The organism is Leptospira adleri (assembly GCF_002811985.1).
Taxonomy (GTDB): Bacteria; Spirochaetota; Leptospiria; order Leptospirales; family Leptospiraceae; genus Leptospira; species Leptospira adleri.
Genome location: NZ_NPDU01000061.1, coordinates 1 through 21,966, shown reverse-complemented (window position 1 = coordinate 21,966; position 21,966 = coordinate 1). Strand labels below are relative to the sequence as shown.

The 21,966-nt window shown below is 44.5% G+C and carries 20 protein-coding genes and 2 pseudogenes; 15 read left to right on the top strand and 7 right to left on the bottom strand.

What is annotated here, in order from left to right:
* Positions 1-7 precede the first annotated feature (7 nt).
* From CH376_RS18420 to CH376_RS18400, 3 genes are all read left to right on the top strand, one after another.
* On the top strand, positions 8-406 hold the full coding sequence (locus tag CH376_RS18420) for a ParB N-terminal domain-containing protein (protein ID WP_100784297.1): 399 nt from the start codon (positions 8-10) through the stop codon (positions 404-406).
* A gap of 223 nt (positions 407-629) precedes the next feature.
* Positions 630-1,448: a major surface lipoprotein LipL32 gene (gene lipL32 / locus CH376_RS18415; RefSeq protein ID WP_100784296.1), complete on the top strand. Its 819-nt coding sequence runs from the start codon at positions 630-632 to the stop codon at positions 1,446-1,448.
* Between the two features lie 612 nt (positions 1,449-2,060).
* Positions 2,061-3,818: an acyl-CoA dehydrogenase family protein gene (locus CH376_RS18400; protein ID WP_100784293.1), complete on the top strand. Its 1,758-nt coding sequence runs from the start codon at positions 2,061-2,063 to the stop codon at positions 3,816-3,818.
* 269 nt (positions 3,819-4,087) lie between these two features.
* On the opposite strand, the gene CH376_RS18390 is transcribed toward CH376_RS18400, so the two are convergent.
* A complete protein-coding gene (locus tag CH376_RS18390) occupies positions 4,088-4,747 on the bottom strand; it encodes an oxidoreductase (protein ID WP_100784290.1) in 660 nt (219 codons plus the stop codon).
* Positions 4,748-4,871: 124 nt separating this feature from the next.
* Between CH376_RS18390 and CH376_RS18385 the strand changes: the two genes are divergently transcribed.
* Complete coding sequence (locus tag CH376_RS18385; RefSeq protein ID WP_100784288.1) at positions 4,872-6,218, top strand: adenylate/guanylate cyclase domain-containing protein; 1,347 nt, start codon at positions 4,872-4,874, stop codon at positions 6,216-6,218.
* Positions 6,219-6,477: 259 nt separating this feature from the next.
* Here the strand turns inward: CH376_RS18385 and CH376_RS24090 are convergent, their stop codons facing one another.
* Both CH376_RS24090 and CH376_RS18375 read right to left on the bottom strand, forming a co-directional pair.
* Positions 6,478-6,729 (bottom strand): hypothetical protein, encoded by a 252-nt coding sequence (locus tag CH376_RS24090; RefSeq protein WP_125231904.1) that lies wholly within the window; start codon positions 6,727-6,729, stop codon positions 6,478-6,480.
* Between the two features lie 399 nt (positions 6,730-7,128).
* Complete coding sequence (locus CH376_RS18375; protein WP_100784285.1) at positions 7,129-8,022, bottom strand: SH3 domain-containing protein; 894 nt, start codon at positions 8,020-8,022, stop codon at positions 7,129-7,131.
* Positions 8,023-8,342: 320 nt separating this feature from the next.
* On the opposite strand from CH376_RS18375, the gene CH376_RS18370 reads away from it, so the two are divergent.
* Positions 8,343-9,455: a hypothetical protein gene (locus tag CH376_RS18370; protein ID WP_100784283.1), complete on the top strand. Its 1,113-nt coding sequence runs from the start codon at positions 8,343-8,345 to the stop codon at positions 9,453-9,455.
* 106 nt (positions 9,456-9,561) lie between these two features.
* On the opposite strand, the gene CH376_RS18365 is transcribed toward CH376_RS18370, so the two are convergent.
* Entirely contained in the window at positions 9,562-9,906 is a 345-nt protein-coding gene (locus CH376_RS18365) for an Mpo1-like protein (RefSeq protein WP_100784282.1), read from the bottom strand.
* Between the two features lie 63 nt (positions 9,907-9,969).
* A complete protein-coding gene (locus CH376_RS18360) occupies positions 9,970-11,499 on the bottom strand; it encodes a deoxyribodipyrimidine photolyase (RefSeq protein ID WP_100784499.1) in 1,530 nt (509 codons plus the stop codon).
* 206 nt (positions 11,500-11,705) lie between these two features.
* Between CH376_RS18360 and groES the strand changes: the two genes are divergently transcribed.
* The 9 genes from groES (at position 11,706) to CH376_RS18315 (ending at position 20,686) form a co-directional block, all read left to right on the top strand.
* Positions 11,706-11,996, top strand: a complete 291-nt coding sequence (gene groES, locus CH376_RS18355; protein WP_100784280.1) for a co-chaperone GroES — start codon at positions 11,706-11,708, stop codon at positions 11,994-11,996.
* A gap of 14 nt (positions 11,997-12,010) precedes the next feature.
* Positions 12,011-13,648 (top strand): chaperonin GroEL, encoded by a 1,638-nt coding sequence (groL, locus tag CH376_RS18350; RefSeq protein WP_100784278.1) that lies wholly within the window; start codon positions 12,011-12,013, stop codon positions 13,646-13,648.
* A 106-nt stretch (positions 13,649-13,754) separates the two neighbouring features.
* A complete protein-coding gene (locus tag CH376_RS18345; RefSeq protein WP_100784276.1) occupies positions 13,755-14,429 on the top strand; it encodes an SIMPL domain-containing protein in 675 nt (224 codons plus the stop codon).
* Between the two features lie 196 nt (positions 14,430-14,625).
* On the top strand, positions 14,626-15,129 hold the full coding sequence (locus CH376_RS18340) for a DUF1579 family protein (protein ID WP_100784275.1): 504 nt from the start codon (positions 14,626-14,628) through the stop codon (positions 15,127-15,129).
* 52 nt (positions 15,130-15,181) lie between these two features.
* Positions 15,182-15,634, top strand: a complete 453-nt coding sequence (locus CH376_RS18335) for a hypothetical protein (protein WP_100784273.1) — start codon at positions 15,182-15,184, stop codon at positions 15,632-15,634.
* Positions 15,635-15,679: 45 nt separating this feature from the next.
* On the top strand, positions 15,680-16,936 hold the full coding sequence (locus CH376_RS18330) for an ATP-grasp domain-containing protein (protein WP_100784272.1): 1,257 nt from the start codon (positions 15,680-15,682) through the stop codon (positions 16,934-16,936).
* Positions 16,923-17,570, top strand: coding sequence for a class I SAM-dependent methyltransferase (locus tag CH376_RS18325; protein ID WP_100784271.1), 648 nt, complete (start codon positions 16,923-16,925; stop codon positions 17,568-17,570). Before CH376_RS18330 ends, CH376_RS18325 begins: the two co-directional genes overlap by 14 nt.
* The gene (locus tag CH376_RS18320; RefSeq protein WP_100784270.1) at positions 17,546-18,433 is read left to right on the top strand and encodes a class I SAM-dependent methyltransferase; all 888 of its coding nucleotides are present in this window, start codon (positions 17,546-17,548) and stop codon (positions 18,431-18,433) included. The genes CH376_RS18325 and CH376_RS18320 overlap by 25 nt, the downstream gene beginning before the upstream one ends.
* 3 nt (positions 18,434-18,436) lie before the next feature.
* On the top strand, positions 18,437-20,686 hold the full coding sequence (locus CH376_RS18315) for a YhjD/YihY/BrkB family envelope integrity protein (protein WP_100784269.1): 2,250 nt from the start codon (positions 18,437-18,439) through the stop codon (positions 20,684-20,686).
* A gap of 6 nt (positions 20,687-20,692) precedes the next feature.
* Here CH376_RS18315 and CH376_RS18310 read toward each other — a convergent pair whose 3' ends face one another.
* Complete coding sequence (locus tag CH376_RS18310; protein WP_100784268.1) at positions 20,693-21,181, bottom strand: rod-binding protein; 489 nt, start codon at positions 21,179-21,181, stop codon at positions 20,693-20,695.
* Positions 21,178-21,861, bottom strand: a pseudogene (locus CH376_RS18305) (flagellar basal body P-ring protein FlgI); the annotation flags it as partial. The pseudogene CH376_RS18305 and the gene CH376_RS18310, both read right to left, overlap by 4 nt.
* Here CH376_RS18305 and CH376_RS24900 point away from each other — a divergent pair.
* Positions 21,853-21,966: pseudogene (locus CH376_RS24900) on the top strand (flagellar basal body P-ring protein FlgI); the annotation flags it as partial. The pseudogenes CH376_RS18305 and CH376_RS24900 sit on opposite strands and share 9 nt — an antisense overlap.

Below are 21,966 nucleotides of genomic sequence, written 5' to 3'. Positions count from 1 at the left end.
AGAAACAATGAAAATTCGAGTCTCCGACATCAAAGTTAAGAATCGTATCCGAAAAGATTTGGGCGACCTTCGCCCCTTAAAAGAATCCATTCAAAAGCTGGGGCTTTTGCATCCGATTCTCATCGATCTGGACAATACTTTGATCTCTGGAGAAAGAAGATTGGAAAGCGTCAAACTACTCGGCTGGGAATACGTCGACGTCCGGATTGTAGACATTCGGAATAAAAAAGAACGGGTTCAGATGGAGGCCGAGGAAAACAATATTCGTTTGGAATTTACTTCGGAAGAACAGGAAAGAGTTCGGGAACTCCTGGAGCGGTATTCGTATTCAACAATCTTTGGAAGAATCCTTGCTTGGTTTTTGGATCTTTGGGACTGGATCAAACGGTTTTTTCAGAAAAAATGAATTCTTCCTACACCTGTTGGTCGATTGAAAATTTTTTTCCAAAAGAACTCTAAAACTTAAAACCGAGCCTGCGACCGTTCTTTAAGGACCTATTGTGACTTTGGTTTTCTTTTTAAGTTCCATTTTAATCGGATTCTATCACTTTCAGGTAAAAAATTATTCAATATTGATTTACAAAAAGTTCCCGAGTCCATACCGTGATTTTCCTAACTAAGGAGAGTCTATGAAAAAACTTTCGATTTTGGCTATCTCCGTCGCATTATTTGCAAGCATTACCGCTTGTGGTGCGTTCGGTGGTCTGCCAAGCCTAAAAAGCTCTTTTGTACTGAGCGAGAGCACAATCCCAGGGACAAATGAAACCGTGAAAACGCTTCTTCCCTACGGATCTGTAATCCATTACTATGGATACATCAAGCCAGGACAAGCGCCGGACGGTTTAGTCGATGGAAGCAAAAAAGCATACTACCTCTACGTTTGGGTTCCTGCTGTGATCGCTGAGATGGGAGTTCGTATGATTTCCCCAACTGGCGAAATCGGTGAGCCAGGCGACGGAGACCTAGTAAGTGACGCTTTCAAAGCTGCAACTCCAGAAGAAAAATCAATGCCAAGTTGGTTTGATACCTGGGTTCGCGTTGAAAGAATGTCGGCTATTATGCCTGACCAAATCGCAAAAGCTGCGAAAGGAAAACCAGTTCAAAAGCTAGATGATGATGATGATGGAGATGATACTTACAAAGAAGAGAGACATGCAAAATATAACTCTCTTACAAGAATTACCATCCCTAATCCTCCAAAATCTTTTGACGAACTGAAGAGCATCGACACTAAAAAACTTTTAGTAAGAGGTCTCTACAGAATTTCTTTCACTACCTACAAACCAGGTGAAGTGAAAGGATCTTTCGTTGCGTCTGTTGGTCTGCTCTTCCCACCAGGTATTCCAGGTGTGAGCCCACTGATTCACTCAAATCCTGAAGAACTGCAAAAACAAGCAGTAGCTGCTGAAGATTCTTTGAAAAAAGCTGCAGCTGACGCTACTAAGTAATTAACACTTAGTTAAACAGTTGTTTAAGGTAAAAAGCCGCCGCAAGGCGGCTTTTTTTATTCCATCCTCTTTTTGGAATATACTTCTTTTGGAAAGCGTTCCTTTACAAAGGGAAAATGAATTCGACCGAGATCGTTTTGCGAATTTCCTTCCTCAAACAACTCAAAGGGAAAGTTTCAAAAAACGTCCCTTTTTTTATTCCGACAAAAAATTCGCCTTTCGGAACATTCTTACAATCGAACTTTAAGTCGCTGAGATTTAAAATAGGTCCCTCTTTCCATTCTCAAAATTTCAAAAAAACAAAAAGCAAGGCTACGCAGCGAGAACGATCTAGGAAGATTTTGTAAGAGTTCCCACGCTGGAAACTTTTTACTTGCGAAATACGATTTTACAAAAAAGCAAATCGGCGGAACGCCCGCCGCACATACCTACCCACTCGAAAAAACGAATCGGCGATCCTCGTTTTCCAAAGAAGAACACCCGTTCTGAAAGACTCGAATTCTCCAAACAATGTTCGATACGGAAGAATTTCGGTTTTCAGCCTTTCGATTCGGATCCGGAGTGACAATAAGACTAAAATCAGCCTGAACATAAGTTCACAAAGGATTTGAAATGATAGAGAATAATTATTTTTCAGAAAACGCCGACCTACAGGAAAACTTTCAAACGATCGTGGATTGGAAAGAGATCATCGACGGTTTTGAGGGCGACTTCGAAGACCACAAAGAATATCAGAAAAACGGAAAAGACGAACTGGCGATGGCGCCCGGTTCCTACGAAGACGCATTAGAATATTATAAATCGATTTTAGAATCCGGAGGAGAGATCGCCGGGAAACAGATCGCTCCTCTCGCAAAAGATCTGGATGTGGAAGGACTCAAATATTCTTCCGGAAAAGTTACGTTTCCGGAAGCGATGGTAAAGGGAATCAATCAAGTCAAAGAAGCAGGAATTCTTCCTTACAGCATCGGAAGACATCACGGAGGTTTGGGAATTCCCGCAACGGTTCAAACCATGATGATGGAATTGTTTTCCAGAGCGGACGGTTCCTTCGCGATCACGCTGGGATGCCTCAACCTCGCGGAGACGATCGAAAGATTCGGATCTCCTGAAATGGTGGAAGAATACGTTCCCAAAATGGCGAGCGGAGAATTGTTCGGCGCAATGGCGCTCACCGAACCGAACTACGGATCGGATCTCCCCAATCTCCAAACAAAAGCGGTAAAGGACGCAAACGGCGTATGGCGACTAACGGGCGCTAAACGATTTATCACTCACGGCTGCGGTTTCGGAGAGATTCCCGCGGTGATTCTTACGCTTGCACGAACGGGAACTCCGACAAGCGGAGCGAGGGGGCTTTCCTTCTTTCTCGTAAAGAGCTCCGACGTTTTTATCGCCGGAATCGAAAAGAAGATGGGCCTTCACTGTTCTCCGACCTGCGAAGTAGTCTACGAAAATTCTCCCGGAATTCTCATCGGAGAAGAAGGTTACGGTTTGGTCCGTTATTCCATGGCGATGATGAACGGTGCGAGACTTTCCATCGCGGCCCAGGCGATGGGAATCGCGACGGCGGCGTATATGGAAGCGAAAAAATATGCAGCCGAAAGGGAACAGTTCGGCAAAACGATCCAAAATATTCCGGCGGTGAAAAAGATGCTTTCCGCGATGGACCGCGAGATCGCGGGAATGAGAGCGATTCTTCTGGAAGCCTCCCGTTCGATCGATCTCTATCACTGGAAATCGGAACGTTTGAAACTGAAAGGAGCCGAGGAAAAAGAAATCCGCAAAGACGAAACGATTCGTAAATGGGAAAAGCTGGCGAATCTTTTCACTCCATTATCAAAGTATTATATTACGGAACTTGCAAATAAAATCGCATACGACGGTCTCCAAATCCACGGAGGCGCGGGATTTACTTACGACTACGATATATCTAGAATTTACAGAGACGTAAGAATTACGAACATCTACGAAGGAACGACTCAGCTTCAGGTCGTCGCCGCGATCGGAGGCATCGTTTCCGGAATGTCCGCAAAAGGTCATCTTCGTCAATACTTCGAAGAAGAATTCTCCAAAATTTCTCCTTCCACTCTTTTGGTAGAAAACAAAGAAACGTTTGAGAAGATCGTGGAGGCTTATACTTCCGTGGAAAATTCATCTTTGAGAGACGAGGTCGCTTTCGAAGTCGTCGAATCGACGGCGCGAATTTTGATCGGACTTCTTTTGGAAAGATCGGTTTCGCGTTTGAAAGGAGAAGCCAAGGATAAGAAGGCGGTTCTCGCGAGAGAATACAATTTAGAATCCAAGTCCATCCTTGCGGCGAACAAAATCGAAATTGAAAATCGCCAAGGTCAACTTACCTTCGCGTAAAAAAATCTTTAGGCTTCGTCTCGGATCGGAATTCGTTTCCTTTCCGAGTCGAAGCGTCTTTCGTTTTATCATTCCTTCCGATCCAATTCCAAAGGGTCGATCGTGCTCGAATTTTCTTTGAACGTTTCGAAAAACGGAGCCGCTTCCGATAGATTTTCTTACTTTGAAAATCGGAAAAAAGTTTTGAAGATCGATATTGATCCGCGCGGATCTTCCATTCAAATTCGAATGGACTTGCGATTCTTTCCAAAATTGGAATCAAAGAAGAATCAGGGATTTCCGATGGACTCGATTCTATCCGATTCTAAAATTCGAACTCCGCTCGGTTCTTTTTGAGCGATCGTAATCATCGCCTTGGCGACGGTCCTTCCGTGAATCGATCTGTATTTTCGAATTCCTCCCAAAAGAAACGGATTTACGACCTTAGATAAATAATGTCCTACGGTTTCTCCGAAACGAACCTCTTCTCTTTCTCCCTCCAACAAGGAAGGACGGAAGATTCCGGTAAAAGTGAATCCGATTTTTTCCAGATCTCTTTCCATCTCGCCCTTGACCCGATTGTAAAAGATCATCGATTTGAAATCGGCGCCGAGCGCGCTCACGACCAGGAACGATTTGACCCCCGCCGACTTCGCGAGTTCGGCAAGCTTTATAACGTATTCGTAATCGACTTTTCTAAAATTCTCCTGACTTCCGGCCTTTGAAATCGTAGTCCCCAAACTGCAAAACACGTCGGAAACACCTTTGGGAATCGATGTTGCGGATAACGTGTCGAAATCCGCGACGATTTCCTCAGCCCCGACGACGGATCCTGATTTTCTTACGAGAGCGTAGACCTTGGAATATTCGCCGGAACGGGACATTTCTTCCAAAAGATATTTACCGATCAACCCGGAAGCGCCTGCAACCAACGCGATTTTTTTACTCATTCTTTACCTTTTCCCAGCGATATATCCGGAAACTTTGTCTTTGTCCCTTTTTTATGAAAGAATTTTTTTCAAAAGAAGTTTATCTCCGCGGAAAGAATTGATTTCGAACCCTTAACTTTCTATCTTGAACTTTGTGAATCCATTTCGTTCATTTAAAAACGCCCTGCACATTTTGGACCGAAAGTCCATGCCGGAATCGGTATTGGAAGTCTTAAAAAAAGAGGAATTGAACGGTATCATCATAACCAATTATTTCCGTTATCTAATCGCGTTCTTTTTTGCGATCCAGGTGATCGCCAACTTGGACGCCGGAAGTAAAACCACGAATTTAATCGCATTCTCCGTTTATCTGCTTTTGACCGTAACTCACACAATCGTGATCCGGGCCTTTCCAGATTCGATCATTTCCATTTTCAATTATATCACCTTGATCGCCGAATACATTCTCATTCTTCTCATCCTGCTATTCTATACGTTTACGGTGCCGGATGTGGATTTAGGTTTTACTTTAAAAAATCCGATCAATCTGTTTTATCTGTTTCCGATCATCTATTCTCTCTTACAGTTTCGGATTCGTTTTGTCTTTATCGGACTTTTTCTTTTTTATATATTTTACTTCACGATTCTTTGGCTGGCGGTTTCTTCCGGAAAACTTATCTACGCAAAACACTGGGGAGAATACGTAAGCGGCCCCGCGGTTTTGCTCGAGGATATCATCACCGGGAAACCGACCTTGTATTTTTGTTTTTCAGTCGTGATCGCGATCGGTATTTTTCGTACGGTTTCGATGGTAAGAAGAATCGGAATCGCGGAAGGTCAAAAGTCCGAGCTCTCCAGATACTTCTCTCCGAAAATCGTACATGAGATGATGGAGAATCCTAAAACTCTTCAGAGCGGGAACCGCCAAACAGTAAGTATTCTTTTTTTGGACATTCGAAACTTTACTTCTATGTCCGAAAACATGGACCCGAAAGATCTCAGCGAGCTTCTATCAGAATTTCGTAATATTATGATGGAATGCGTTTTTGAAAACAACGGGACCTTGGACAAATATATCGGAGACGCTGTGATGGCAACTTTCGGAACCCCTCACCCTTCTCCTTCCGCGGAAGTGGACGCAAGAAACGCGGTCGGCTGCGGAGTGATCATGCAGAAACGTCTTTCCGAATGGAACTTTCTACGCAAGTCCGAGGGAAAAACTCCGATCACGATCGGAATCGGAATTCATACCGGAGAAGTTTTCGCGGGCAACATAGGAAACGACCTTCACAGAGAATACACCGTTATCGGAGACGCCGTCAATACCGCGTCCCGCATAGAATCCCTCTGTAAACTTTTAAAGAAGTCGTTTTTGATCTCTAAGGAAACCATGGAGCTGTTAGGCGGAAAATATACCCTCAATCGAATGCCTCGTGTCAAGGTAAAAGGCAAAGAAGAACCGATCCAGGTTTATGAAGTTATGTGGGGTTGAGCGACCCATAGGGAGCGAAGCCGCCAAAAGGCCGCGAAGCGTAGCCGTTGGCTTTCAAGCGAAAGCTTGAGAAACGCGACCCATAGGGAGCGAAGCCGCCAAAAGGCCGCGAAGCGTAGCCGTTGGCTTTCAAGCGAAAGCTTGAGAAACGCGACCCATAGGGAGCGAAGCCGCCAAAAGGCCGCGAAGCGTAGCCGTTGGCTTTCAAGCGAAAGCTTGAGAAACGCGACCCATAGGGAGCGATAACGGAAAGCGCTACTCAATAGGAACCGTTTCGAAAGGAATAAATCTTTCGGATCAGATCTTTCACTTCAAAAAATTCTCCAGAAGAATAAATCAAGGCAGCCGATTCTTTCGCGAAAAACGCTTCGAAAGAATCCACCGCGCACCAATCCTCTTCTTCAATGCTCACAGGATCCACATCGATCGAAAGCATCTGAACGGACTTTTCAATCCACTCCGTAATTTTTTTAACCGCACTTCCCTTCGGTTCCTCCTCGAGAATTTCCAAAATTTCTTGTTTGGTTTCAAGAAAAGTCTCGTGCTTGTTTGAAAAAAAAGAAACATGGAAGGGCTTCTTTTTCCGATCGTATCGAATTTGCAATTCGAAACCACCTGCGAAAACCTTCGAGACGAATTTCGGCTCCGGATCCCAATAAACTCCGTCTTCAAAAAATTCTTGAACATGTTTAGGTTCGATCTGAAGATTTTTTTTGCAAAATAAGTAAATGACAACGCTCATGTTTTAGGAAGTCGAAGTCCTCCGAACTGATAACCGGTGAAATTTTATTTTTACACCGACTTTTCTCTCGTTCGAATTAGCTATATTTTTGTGGGAACTCCTATGCAAATCCAGTGACAGAAAGAATCCACGAAACGTGGGAACTCTTATGTTTTTCAAACGACTTCTTCATTCAAACGAATCGTCTTCTTCCGTATCGGAACTCATCGTCCGTTCGCAGTAAGCAAAAGGAGAAAGTCGATTCTCTTCGACGAACTGAAAAGAATCGATGAAGTCGATCTTGCGAATCTCGCAGAGAAATTCGGGGCTCGTCTTTTGATCCGGTTTGATTTCGAAAAAAATCGCTTCTTGAGTTTCTCCGTAAGTGGCCTTCCCGAATTTCATCTCAACCGAACAAATCGTTTCCCTGAGTTTGCATTCTACGGTTTTAAAATCGGTCCCTGACCAAGTCACTTCAAGCCGATTCTCCTCGTCCTTGACGAGGATCGGATGATTTTCCAAAACGCTCTTCAAAGGCTTTCGATAAAAAAAGGCGTCATAGTCTCCGTCCGTAAAATGATCTCGCCTCGCCCATCCCGATACGATTCCGTTCGTAACCTTGACAAAGGCGCGGAGATCGTGACCCGGTTCTTTTTCGTCGATCAATCTTACGCTCGTATTGTATGACAACTCCCCGATCTTTTTAGAATCCGGATCCGGTTTTTCTTGGAGAAGAATTCCGGACTTCGAAAACACACGAATCTTTTTGTTATAGGATAAATCGTTGGAAGAAAGAAAAACCTCCTTCTCATTCCAGAGACATTTTGTATAGAGTGAACCGTACGCTCCCTTTGCATTCTGCACTTCGCCGTCTGAATCGACTAACACCAAAAGGCGAGCCCCTTTCGGAACGCGCTCCGCGAGGTGATCTCCGTTCAAATCCGTTCCGAAACCGAAGCCGATCATAAACGTAACCGGACAAGAATTTGTTTTGCGGCAATCTTTTTTATAGAGGAAACAATTTAAGAAAACGAAAGAAACGAGAATCGCAAAGAAAACGAGAAAAGTTCTTCGAATTTGCATTCGGGAGAATCTTCATAGGATTGAGGTTCTGTCAATGGAAAAGAAGAATCCGAACGCTACATAACACGCGCCTCTCGAGAATTTCGACGCGCGACTCAAGACGTAACATCGAACTCAAAGTTCCGCGATTTCTTCGGTCTCACCTCTTCTTCAGACCTCAAACGAACGCATTCATCTTCTATAACAATACAATCAAATTCGACACAAATTATAAGAAAGAGTTTTGATCTTTCAATTCTTCACGAATTCACTTCATTTTATTGGCCGATTCCGATCTCATGCTACGTAAGAAGGGAAGAATTTCACAAAGAAGGAACCCTATGAAACAATTTGCAAAATTAGGAACGTATTTTCTGATTCTTCTTTTTCTTTCCTCCTGCGCCAAAGGAAAAAAGAATCAAGACGGAGAACTATTGACGCTCCTTTCCTTGCTCCAAATTCCGAAAGGAATTTCGGTCGAATTCTCCGGAGGAAGTTCCGCTTCTCAAAATCAAAGATCCAACGAAAGCAACGAATCGAATCGAGTTCAGGCGATGTATTTCGGACAACTCAGGATCTATGCGCACAGTTATCAACCGGAGAAAGGAAAAGAACTCTATTCGGTTAGCATAAACAAACCCGGAGAAGCGAAACCGGTTTTGAATTGGACGACCGCGGTGATTCTGGATGAAGTTTTTAATAGCGCCGGAAATAGCGTAAAAGACAATCTCATTCAAAACAGCGAAGTGGTGAATATCGAATCCTGGATGGACCCGAGCATTCTAAAATACGTCAACTCAAGATTTCAAACCTATCTGAACGAAGTCACAAACTATAAAATCGATTTTTTAGAACTGAACATCTATAGAGCGGGTTTGATCTTAGACAACGTCTTTTTCAACTACGTAACCGGAACACAAAACGAAACCAAAAATTATCTCTACAAGTATCCGGAATATTCCTCTTTGCCAATGACCGCGTTTCAGAGTTCGGCCGCGGGAGGTTTGTTATTCTGCGACGCGTGCGATACCGACTTAGCCAGCGCGAGCGTTATCCTACTCGCAAGAAGAGAACATATCGACTCCACACTCTTCGTTAAAATGAATTTCAGAGACTACGTTACTTGGGATTATGATTTGGAATATTCCCGCACCGTTTCCGATAAGGAAAGGAACATCCTAGAGAGTCTCGTCAAACACCAACGAATCGTTCACTACGGAAGAGGTTTTTTAAGATTGATCGTCATTCCCGCGGATCTTCCCGTCGTTTCGAGAGACGGATCCGGAATCAGTCCCGAAGATCTTGCGATCCGAATTAAATTCGATCTGACCAAGGTCGTGGACTTTGATCCGTCCAAAACGGACCTTTCGATTCCTAAGATTACGTTTGCAAGAGACGCAAACTCGGTTCCGATGGGTTTATCCGTGGAAGTGATCGATAAGTCTAAAAAATAATCAGATACTTTTACTTGAGATTTTTGAGAAGGGTCGTCGCAAATCGGGCGACCCTTTTTTGGCGGAACGAGAAAGGAAAAAAGAATTCTCCGAATTCAGAAAGAATTTATTTCTTACCGATCTTCTCCAATTCTTTTCCGATCTGACCGGTTAGAATGTAGAAATACATAAGCCAATCGCCCATGAAGGATTTGAAAGGATAAGTAAACGTCGCGGGGCGATTCTTCTCTATAAAAAAATGTCCGATCCAAGCAAAGAAGTAGCCTGAGAAAAGAGCGGCCAGGATGTAATACGGATTCAGATTGACGATCGCGGTAAGAATCCAACCGAGAGCGATCGAAGTTCCGATAAAATGAAAAGTTCGGTTGAGCGGGTGCGAATGTTCCCCTAAGTAAAAGGGCCAAAATTCTTTAAACGTATCATACGTCTTAGGTGCGGCTTCTGTAGTCATAGTAGTTCATCCTCTTTTTCTACGATTCTATCCATTCCGGTTCTAAAATGCAAGCCATTTGGATCAAAACAATTCCGTCGAGATCCCTTCCAAAGATTGAATATAATCAAAGTAGGATTGTAACTTGAATTTTTTTGCCGTAGAATCCGATGACATATAACGGATGTTACCGAAAACGTTTCTCTCCGGAAACCAAGGCCGATCGAACAAACCGAAACACCAAAGAATTCCGGTGTAAGAGTTCGGATCTCTTCCGTCGTACGCGTATTTGTTGTTGAAGTCTTCCAAAATTTCAAAAGCGGTCTCGTAGTCGGGCGTCCATTCGATCACTTTTTTTCCCCAGAGCATCCGAAGATAATTGTGCATACTTCCCGATAGAACCAGTTCCTTTTGCGCCGCGTTCCATACCGCGTCATGCGTCCTTGCGTTCTCCAGTTCTTTTTTGGAATACAAAAAAGGACGTTTGTCCTTTTTATGAAAATCAAGATTCTTCCGGATCCAATCCGGAAGGATGGAAAGGTCCTTTCGAAAGGAAGGATTTTTCCAAAACATCAAAAAGCCTACGTCCCTCCAAGTGATGAGTTCGTCCAAGAACGAATTCACGTTTTCGTCCGGATGAAAAAATCCTTCTCTTTTGTTTTTATTTTCGGGAACGATGATTCCCGGATTCCAAGGTTCGTCCAGATTCCTATCCAAAACGGCGCTCACGACTTCTTCTTGCGCGATATGACCGAAGTGCAGATACGGGGAAAGAAGGGAAGAATGGGAATCCTCCGGCCGTTTCGGCTGGCTTCTTTTTTCCGCGTATCCGGACAAACCCTCCTCTAAAAACCGTCTGAGAAGTTTCAGCCCTTGTTTCCTTCCGCCGATCTTTCCGGAGACTGGCGCGACGTCCGGGCAAAGAAAATCAATTTTTTCGAATATTCTAAAATGAGAATCTTCTTCCGGATCATACCAGCGAACTGTCTTTAAGGGAGAATCCGGATTCTTTTCCAACCAGGAATTTTCCTTTTCTGCATGCGGTTTTTCCGGCTTGAGAAAAGAGCGCAGACTCCAGGATTCTCCGAACAAACGATGGACCCGCGGCCTTAGGATTCTCGCCGCCGAAGCGAATTCTCCGTATAAAGAAAGCGGTATGATGGAATTGGAATCCACCGCGAGCAGCTTGCATTCGATCCGAGAAGAGACTTGTGAAAACATTTCGGGAATAATATAAGCCGGATAATCGTCCGTCACGATCAAAGCTGCGTTCGCGCTCAATTTCCCAAGAACGTCCGAGATTGGATTTTCCCTGGTTTCTACAAAGGCTCTGTATTTGAGTCCGGACTTCTTCGCCTCTTTCGCGTTATCCGCCATTCCCTCTAAAATAAATCGATGAAACCTGGGCGAACTCCAGGGATAATCCATCTTCAAGGGCTCATAGATCAGAAGTTCCTTTTTGTATTTTTTGGAGAGATGGATCGCGTAATCCAAAGAATGATTCCAAGCGAGCCGTCTCGCCATCGACATCCAATAGAGAATGTAAGGCGCTTCTTCACGGACGGGCTTTTGGCCCAGATCTCGAACTCGGATCAGATTCTCTTTTGGAAACATGATTCTCCCGGAAAATGGATTTTTCTTTAGACTGGCTCCGTTTCGCGATTTGAGAAATTCTACGCGATTCTTCTTTTTTTCATTTCCGGAAATTAGCACTCTCGAACAGGAAGTGCTTGACGATCGAAAGGCAAATTTTTTAATTGGAAATCTAAGTCAGCACTCTTCCTATGATAGTGCTAATCAACATTTTAAGGAGTTAGTCTATGGCATCGATTAAACCTCTGGGTGACAGAGTCCTCGTAGAACCAAGACAGGAAGCCGAGGAAAAGATCGGTAGCATTTTCGTTCCTGATACGGCAAAAGAAAAACCGCAAGAAGGAAAGGTCGTAGAAGTCGGAAGCGGCAAATACGAAGACGGAAAACTCATCGCTCTCGAAGTAAAAGTTGGCGATACCGTCCTTTACGGAAAATATTCCGGAACTGAAATCAAATCCGAAGGCAAAGAATACCTCATCATCCGTGAGAGCGACATTCTCGCCGTTGTTAAAAAATAATTCAGGAGTAAATCATGGCTAAAGAAATAGAATACAACGAAACAGCAAGACGTAAACTCCTCGAAGGCGTAAACAAACTCGCAAACGCGGTAAAAGTTACCCTCGGGCCTAAGGGTCGCAACGTAGTGATCGATAAAAAATTCGGCGCTCCCACCATCACAAAAGACGGTGTGACCGTTGCGAAAGAAATCGAGCTCGAAGACTCTCTGGAAAACATGGGAGCGCAGATGGTAAAAGAAGTTTCCACAAAGACGAACGACGTCGCCGGAGACGGAACTACTACCGCTACGATTCTTGCTCAATCCATCATCAACGAAGGTTTGAAAAACGTAACCGCAGGTGCGAACCCGATGTCTCTCAAAAGAGGAATCGACAAAGCAGTGACGGCAGCCGTTGAAAGCATTCAAAAAAGAGCGGTTAAGATCGAAAACAAAAAAGACATCGCAAACGTTGCTACCATTTCCGCAAACAACGACAGCGCGATCGGAAATCTGATCGCTGACGCGATGGACAAAGTCGGTAAAGACGGAGTCATCACTGTGGAAGAAGCAAAATCCATCGAAACCACTCTCGACGTGGTGGAAGGAATGCAATTCGACAGAGGATACATTTCACCTTATATGGTGACCGATCCTGAATCCATGATCGCAACTCTGAACGATCCGTTCATCCTCATCTACGACAAAAAGATCTCTTCTATGAAAGATCTGATTCACGTTTTGGAAAAAGTCGCACAAGCCGGAAAACCTCTCGTGATCATCTCCGAAGAAGTGGAAGGAGAAGCGTTGGCTACGATCGTAGTGAACACTCTTAGAAAAACCATTTCCTGCGTTGCGGTGAAAGCTCCCGGTTTCGGTGACAGAAGAAAATCCATGTTGGAAGACATCGCGATTCTCACCGGAGGACAAGTGATTTCCGAAGACCTCGGAATGAAACTGGAAAACGCGACTCTTCAAATGCTCGGCCGTGCGAACAAAGTGACCGTGGACAAAGAAAACACCACGATCATCGAAGGCAAAGGTCAGACAAAAGACATTCAAGGAAGAATCGGTCAGATCAAAAAACAGATCGAAGATACTTCTTCCGAGTATGACAGAGAAAAACTCCAGGAAAGACTCGCGAAACTCGCGGGTGGTGTTGCCGTGATTCACGTGGGCGCCGCTACCGAAGTGGAAATGAAAGAGAAAAAAGCCCGCGTGGAAGACGCTCTTTCCGCGACCCGCGCAGCGGTCGAAGAAGGAATCGTTCCCGGCGGTGGATTGACTCTTCTCAAAGCTCAGGAAGCGGTTGCCGCTCTGAAACTCGAAGGCGACGAAGCTACGGGCGCTAAAATCATCTTCCGTTCTTTGGAAGAACCGATTCGTATGATCACGAATAACGCTGGTCTGGAAGGATCCGTAATCGTGGAACACGCGAAGAGTAAAAAAGGAAACGAAGGTTTCAACGCGCTCACTATGGTTTGGGAAGACCTTCTCGTAGCCGGAGTCGTTGACCCCGCGAAAGTGGTTCGTTCCGCTCTCCAAAATGCGGCGTCTATCGGTTCCATGATCTTAACGACCGAAGTTACGATCACCGATAAGCCTGAAAAAGACGGTCCTAACCCGATGGCGGGAATGGGCGGCGGTATGGGAGGAATGGGCGGAATGATGTAATTCATTCTTTCCTTTCTTTTGTTTCGCAAAAAAGACGGTCGAGGTTTTCCTCTTCCGTCTTTTTTTTTGTTTTCAAAAACGAAGCTCCGGTAAGAATCATCCGACCATGATTCAACGTTTACTCATTCTTCTTACGTTATTCGCTTTTATTCCGTTCGGAATTCATTCAGAATCAAAACAGAGCATTACGGTTTCGGGTAACGGAACTGCCATTGTGGAAACCGACTACATACAGATTTCTTTTTCCGTCGAGGTGGAGGATTCGAATCCTAAAATCGCACAGGAAAAAAATTTACAGAGAGTGACGAACGTAATCCAATCCCTTTCCAAAGAATTTAAGATTTCCGCAAAGGACATTCATAGCACGGATTATACTTTACAAAGACAATATCTGGACGAAGGAAAATTAAGACCTTATTTGGCTTCGTCCGGAATTCTTCTCAAACTCAGAAACATGAAAGTATATAAGGATTTGCTGTTGGAGATTCAAAAACTCGGAGTCAACCAAATTAGCGGAATCGAATTCAAGTCCGACAACACACAAAAGCAAGAAAAGGAAGCGCTCGTTGCGGCCCTGGAAGACGCTAAAAATAAAGCCTTAGTCCTCGCCACTTCCATCGGAAAAACCGAAGTCGTTCCCATGCGGATCATAGAATCGGATTCGAACATCAATCCGTTAGTCGTCTATCAAATGAAAGGCAGGGAAAGCGACTCCTCTCCTCTTTCCGTAGGAGAAAGAAAAATCCAAGCCAAGGTCAGCGTAGAATTCGAAATCCGCTGATTTTTGTATAACGGTCAACCTTTGCCGTTTTCTTGGAGATCGTTTTTTGTAGGAACTCATACGTTTGTCTTAGTTTCTCGGTAGAATCTTGAAAAAAGTAGGAACTCACACATAAATCCCGATCGAACCGATCTTCTTCGCATTTCGTTCTAAATTTTCTTGATTTCCCCGTCCGATGCTCGCCTACTGTCCCGCCATGGGCAAAGAAAAGTTTGAAATTTCAAAACGAGAAGGCATTCATAAAGAATTTGAATCCTTCGTAGGCGACTGGAAGGGAGTCGCACACATGATATTCGAAGAGGGAAAAATCGCGGACGAATCTCCGATCTCCGGGAACATAAAACTCGTATTAGGTGGAAGATTTTTATTCCACGAATACAAGGGAAGTTATGCCGGAGAACCTCTGGAAGGAATCGCGATCTACGGATATCATATCGATCGCAAACGATACGAATCGGCTTGGATCGAGACGTTCGGAATGGGAAGCGGAATTCTATATTCGTTAGGAGAATCCGGAGGCGCCGATTTTTCATTCACCGGCCACTACGGGGGAGAAACTCCCGAAAGACAATGGGGATGGAAAACTCATCTGGAAAAAGACGGAGAAAACAAACTCATTATCTTTTCCCAGAATTTGACTCCGGAGGGAGAAAAAGCCGGAGGGGTTAGAATTCTTTACGAACGAGTCAACAGATCGTAAAAACGAACAGTCCAATTCTCGAGCCGAATGATTTTCAGCTCGAGGATAAAAAATGACAAAGACGACGACCCGGTGGATTTCCGAGAAACAACTTATTTCCACAACTCTCAGCGGAAAAGTGAAGATGGAAGACGTAGAACTCTGGGAAAAAAGACTTCTCGAAAGTATCGATCAAATACCGGAGAATGCAGTTTTTAAGATCCTCGTAAATCTGCACGGCTTCGAAGCGGCAAACATGGAAGCGCACAAACGATTTCGCACCGTCATCCCCGGCGTCCTTTCCGATTACGGATGGAAGGTCGGATATCTGAATCTCTTTGAAGAATCCGAAAAGATGACATTCCGAAACCTTCGGGGAATTCGATGTATCGCCGCGGCTCACGTTCATCAGGACGAAACCAAGATAAATTCTTACCAAGAAAAGTTCGGAAGAGAAAACGAACGCTTCTATACCGATCCTAAGATCGCAGAGGCTTGGATCACCAATCCAAACCTTTCCTCTTAAAAATCCTTTGACTTTCTTGGGGGATCCAAAGAAATACGAAGGGAAATGAAACAGAAGGGGTATTTTCTTTCCATCGGAGCCGGTATCAACCAAATACCCCTCATCACCTCCGCGATCGATTTGGGATATACGGTCATCGCCGTAGATCAAAACGATCGTGCTCCCGGATTAGGTCTCGCGTCCCTTCGAATCTTAGAATCTGTAACAGAATATCGTAAAATTCTTAAAACCGCTTCCGAACTTCCATTGCAGGGAAAGATCGTGGGAGTCGGAACCCGCTCTTACGGAAAGGCGACTTATACGGCTTCTTATATCGCGGATAAGATGAAGCTGCGTTATGCGCCTCTTGCCTCCGTGGAGATTTGTTCGGATAAGAATCTGCTCAAACAAGCGACTCAAAAAGTAGGGATTTTAGTTCCGGAAAATTTGGATCTCCACTCCGGAATATCCAGAACACAGTTTCCTTTTGTGTTAAAGCCGGCGCGGGGAAACAGCAAAGAAGGAATTCATACGTTTTATCAACCGGAAGAATGGGAACAACATCTCAAGTCCAAAAAGAAGGTCCCTCGTCCCAAAACTTCCGCAAAGAAAAAAGCCGCGGTTCACGTAACGGAAAAGGAAGAATGGATCGCCGAAGAATACATTCCTGGATTTGAAATTACAGTCTGCGGACTCGTTCAAAACGGAGAATTTTTTCCGGCCTCCATCTCTCACAAGGACGTAACTTCTTACGCGCCTTATTTAGAAATTGCTCATACACTTCCTTTTTTGCATACCGAGCTCGTGGGAGAAATTCTCCTCAATTGCAGAGCCCTCGTTGCTGCGACCAGGATGAACAATTGTCCTTTTGTCGCGGAGTTTCGTATCAATCCCCTCGGAGAAATCTATCTCATCGAGGCGGTTCCGGAAGTCGGCGGGGAATTTCTTGCGGACTATCTAGTTCCAAACTACTTCGGATCTCGTTACTTCGAGAATCTGGTTCGACTCTTAGTAGGAGAAAAGATCAAACCTTTCGTTCAGTATTCAGAGGTTCCGAAAAAATTCGCAGGCGTTTTTTTCTCCGCTCCTCCCGAAGGAAAATCTAAGTTTATGGAACATTCTTCTTTTCAAACGCAGGGAAAGGAAAAACTCATCTTCGATCTGAAATGGAAACAACCCGGCGAGCTCCTAAAGACAGACGATGGAAACTCGGTCCGAACACGAAGCATCGCGTTGTTGGGCCCGGACCAAAACAATCGAAGTTTGGAAGAATGGAAGTCCTCCGTTCGGGAAAGACTGGAAGGCAAGTTTGAATCCATCTGAACCTTCCTCTCAGTCGGCTTGGAATCTTCATTACACACGAAACAAATCCAGGCTCGGCTATCCCGACGAGAATCTGGTAAGAATGCTTTCCAAAATTAAAACGACTTCGAAAGAATCTTCGATTCCAAAAAAGGCATTGGATTTCGGAGCCGGCTCCGGAAGACATTGTCTTTTGTTAAACGAATTCGGTTATCAAGTCTACGCTACCGATTATACTGAAAACTCAGTTCAAACGATTTCCAGAGAATATCCTTTTGTAAACGCGTCCGTTAGCGGGAATCCTCCTTATTCTTTCGAAGACGACTTTTTCGACGTGATCGTATCCTGGGGAGTCCTTCACTACAACACGGCCCAACTCGCCAAACAGATCTTAGACGAGAAAAAAAGGATTTTGAAACCGGGCGGATTTATAGCCGGATCCGTACGCGCGATCGGAGACACACATCTTCAAGCGCAAGGAACCACGATTCAAACCCCCGATCTCAAAGGCGCCTACTCTCGATTTTATACCTTGGAAGAATTGAAACGGGATCTAACCGGTTTTTCCCAAGTCGAGTTCGGATATACCGAAAGAACTCCTCTCGGAAAATTGGAAGAAAGGATTTGTCATTGGATTTTCCTCGCCAAACTCTGAACGAAATCTGTCCTTGTTGCGGAGCGAATCTCTGGAAGTTCTTATACAATTCTACATTCAATCATTATAATATACCCATATTCTTGTGTGCTTCCTGCGGACTCCAAACCCAATATCCGAGACCCAAAGCCTCCGAGTTATACACGGAAGAATACTATTCCGGAAACGCGGACTTTTCCTACAGAGACGAAAGAAAGACGGAAAAATTCGATCGATACGTCTGGAACGCAAGAATCAAGAATATTCAAAAATTCAAATATACAGGACAATTTCTGGATGTCGGTTGCTCCTTCGGCGGTTTCCTAAACTGCGCGAAAGAAGCGGGCTTCGACGTGACCGGGGTCGAGATATCTCCATTCTCCGCAAAAATCGCGGAAGCAAGAGGTTTCAAGGTTTTTACCGGAGAATTTTTAGACGCAGACCTTCCCGAAAACTTTTTCGACGTAGTAACTCTCGTGGAAGTGATCGAACACCTTTCGGAACCTTCTTTGGTCTTTGCAAAATTAAACCGGATTCTTAAACCCGGAGGTTTGTTACTGCTTCAGACCGCGAACTTCGAAGGATGGCAGGCGATCGAAGCCGGTCCGAGTTATCACTATTACCTTCCGGGACATTTTTACTATTATTCCGAATCCAATCTCAAAAAAATTCTTGATCAATCCGGTTTCAAAGATCATATCACGTATCCCGGAGTCGACTTTTCTCTCTCCGCAAAATTACTCAAGTCCAGAGGTAGTTTCAGTTCCTGGTTCGAATATTGGAAATGGATTCGTATCGGAATTTACCACTGGAAAAGCAAATTCAAAAAGAATGGCAGACCGCTGACTTCGTCTATGGTACTGTACAGCTTCAAGGTAGAATGAAGGATGTTACACATTTTAAAACCGGGTTGGTTGACCGATTCCGAAAAGATTCCTGAGAGCGGATTCTTACGTTACTTCGTACTTTTTCTAAGAGTCATCGTCGGTTCCGCATATCGTTTTATCAAGGACGATTGTCTCATGCAAGCCTCGGGGATCTCCTACACAACGATCGTATCTCTCATCCCCATGTTGACGGTGGCTTTATCGCTCATAACGATCACTTCCGGATTGGAGAATCGTAAAGAGGAAATTTTCGATACGATCAACACTTTCATTCTGCAGAGCAACATCAACGTAGATATAAACACGTATCTTGAGACGATAGGAGACTTGATCGACACCGCGTCTCAGATTGGAGCGATCGGCTTTGTCATTCTTGTATTTTCCGCAACCGCAGTTTTACGTTCTCTCGAAAACGCCTTTAATGGAATTTGGAAGATCCAATCCAACCGATCCCTTTTTCAAAAACTCGTGTTCTACTTTTTCGTGTTGGCGATCGGACCTCTTCTTTTTGTGATCGGAGAAGGCGTGGCGGAAAAGACCATCGATTTTTTCAGACCGCCCCACTACTTCTCGATGGAAAGGGATCCTTCGGGAAAGATCTGGGTCAGCGGCGAGAACGGGACATTGTTTCGTATGGATTCCAACCTCAAAAAGGATTATTCCATACGAGAGGACGAAATCGATTTTGAAAATATGAAATGTCTGGATAATCTGGGCGGAAGACTCGACTTCTGCAAAAAGCCCGATATCGGCAATTCCGATTTTATCAAAATCAAAATCAACGAAGGACTGATTTACGTGCTTTCGCAAAAGGGAGTCCTTCTCATCAGACCTATCGAATCGTCCGTCTGGACCTTAACTTCTTTAGATGGCGTCGAGCTCAAAGACATAGAAATCGTGGACGTAAATAACATTTTCATTGTATTCAAAAATGGTGAAGTGTTACATTACATTCCCGAAGGAATCTCCTTTAAGCCGATCTTCAAAGACCGACTAAAGATGAACGCATCCAAGGTTTATTTTCCGGATCCGCTAAACGGTTATATCGCGGACGAATCGGGAACGGTCTGGACGAGCAACGACAAAGGATTTACTTTTTATCCGAACCGGCTGACCCACCTTGCGTTCCACGATATTCACAGGACACAGAACGGTGATATTTTTCTCGCGGGCGAAAGAGGAGTAATCTATCGTTCGAAGGACGGCGGCAACAGTTGGATCGAAACGAGTCACAAAAGATATAACTTTATTAGAATCTGGTCATTTACGGGAACGGATCAGATGGAACTTTTTGCGATGGACAGTCTCGGTCACATTCTTATCTCCACAGACGAGGGCGACCACTGGAGCCCGTTTTATACACCGATAAACGGAAAACTTTGGGCCAACCTTCTTCTGGAAAGAAAAGAAAACGGAAAGATCAGAATGTTGAACGTCGGAGAATATAGAACCATCAGCATCACCGAGTCAAAGGATCAGAAATTTGCGACTACGCTCGTGACCGGAGGGGACAGCGTTTTTTCAATCTATTCTTTTTTAAGAATTCTTTTCCCTCTTTCGGGAATCTGGCTTTTTTTCCTGAGTCTTTATTCTCTGATTCCGAATACAAAGGTTCCGCTCAAAGCGTCCGCCGCGGGTGCAGCCGTCACCGGTGTGATCTTCTTAATTTTTCTTTGGGGATTTCAAGTCTATCTTTCCTCCTTCAGCGAAACGACGATGATCATCTACAAAGCGTTAGCCGCCATTCCTATCTTTTTATTGGGTGTATATTCACTTTCCTTAATAGTTCTATTCGGAGCCGAGATTACCGCATCTTTACAATTCAGAGAACGATATCTTGCGCCTCTTCAATCATTGGAAACGATGCATTCGTCCACGAGCAACGAATTCAAAAAGCTGATCCTCGCTCTGAAGTCGGCTTATCAGATTCAAAAGGACAAAAAAATTCCCTCCTCTGCGCGAGAGATCGCTCTTCTTTCGCGTTTAAAAGAGGAAGAGATTCCGGTTTTGACGAAAAAACTATGTGAATTGGGATTCTTATCGGAAACAAGAAAAAACGAATACGTTCCAATTGCGGCTTCCGCGGATTTGAGCGTGGGCGACGTTTATCGAAAGATTCCGGAACCTCTTTTAACGGGAGACGAAGGTTTGAAATTATTTCCCGCGAACATTCAAACCAAGATGGAAAAGACGGAGGAAAAACTTCAAAACGATCTGGATACGATCCGGTTCAACGATCTGATCGTATAACTTGGATTAGACTTTTTGATCCAGCCGTTTTGCCGCGTTCACGGGAGGGAGATTGGATGAAAGAGACTGATAGATCTGTTCCGCAAGTCCGAGAGAGGAATTAGAGGAAAGGTTCTTTGCGTATTCGTCGTATAGCATGTCTTCGAAAATTTCTTCCGCGTGTCCTCCGTCGATCAAGCCCGATTTTTCGACGGTCTTTTTCATTTCGGTCAACATCATCTTAACGAAGATGGACTCGAATTCGACGGAAGCCGAATAGAGTTTTTTACGATAAGGATCGGCTTGGATCTCCTCTTTGATATTGTGAGGAAGACGGATTTCAGACGAACTGATCTTTCCTGAAAGTTTCTCGTTAAATTCCTCTCTTAGTTGATCGGGAAAAGAGACGTTCGCCTTTCCCTTAGTCGCGTTTTCGGCGTTGATCAAACTTCGAACTTCGGATTTTTCGAGAAGATTTAACTTGTTCGTATAATCGTTGATTGAATCGATTTTCATTGGATCTCCAGTTCTGCGTGCAACGCTCCCGACTTCTTAAGGGCCTCTAAGATTGCGATGATGTCTCTCGTGGACGCGCCGACTTTGTTCAGAGCCTCGACGACGTCGCCTACGCTCGTGGATTCTTCGATGAGAAAGGAACTTTTTACCGGCTCCTGTTCTTTTCCCAGCCAGTTCCGTTTTCGATTTTTATCCGTAACGGAAAGATTCAGACCGGAACGGGAAACCGCAACTTCTTCAATCGTGATGTTTCCCCCCATAACGATCACACCCGTTCTTTCGTTGATCACAACTTTAGGCTTTACTTGAGCTTCGACGGTCAGATTTTCAATGTCGCTTAATAAATTTAAGAATAGGTCCGATTTGTTTTCGAAAGTTTTACCCAGAACGATATTGATTTCCGAAGGAGAAACGGGGACGACGGACTCCGGGCCGACTCCGTGTTTTCCGGGAAGAATGGAACGTATCTGGGCGATAACGGCGTTTAACGTGGTGAAATCCTGATTGTCCAGTTGAATCTGAACTCTTTCGGAGGCGTAAAAATTCTGATCTAACTCTTGTTCGACGATCGCTCCTCCGTGTATGAGACCGACCGTCTTTTTATTTCCGCGACCGTTAGTTCCCCGTTCCTGTTCTTGTCTTCCTCCGAAAGATATAACACCCGAAGCGACCGCAAAGGAGATAAACTCAACGTAGTAGTATCCTCGATCGGAGACGCTAAGTCCTTGGAAGGCGGCGTTCTTCTGCAATCTCCTCTGAAAACTGCGGGGGATAAAACCTTTGCG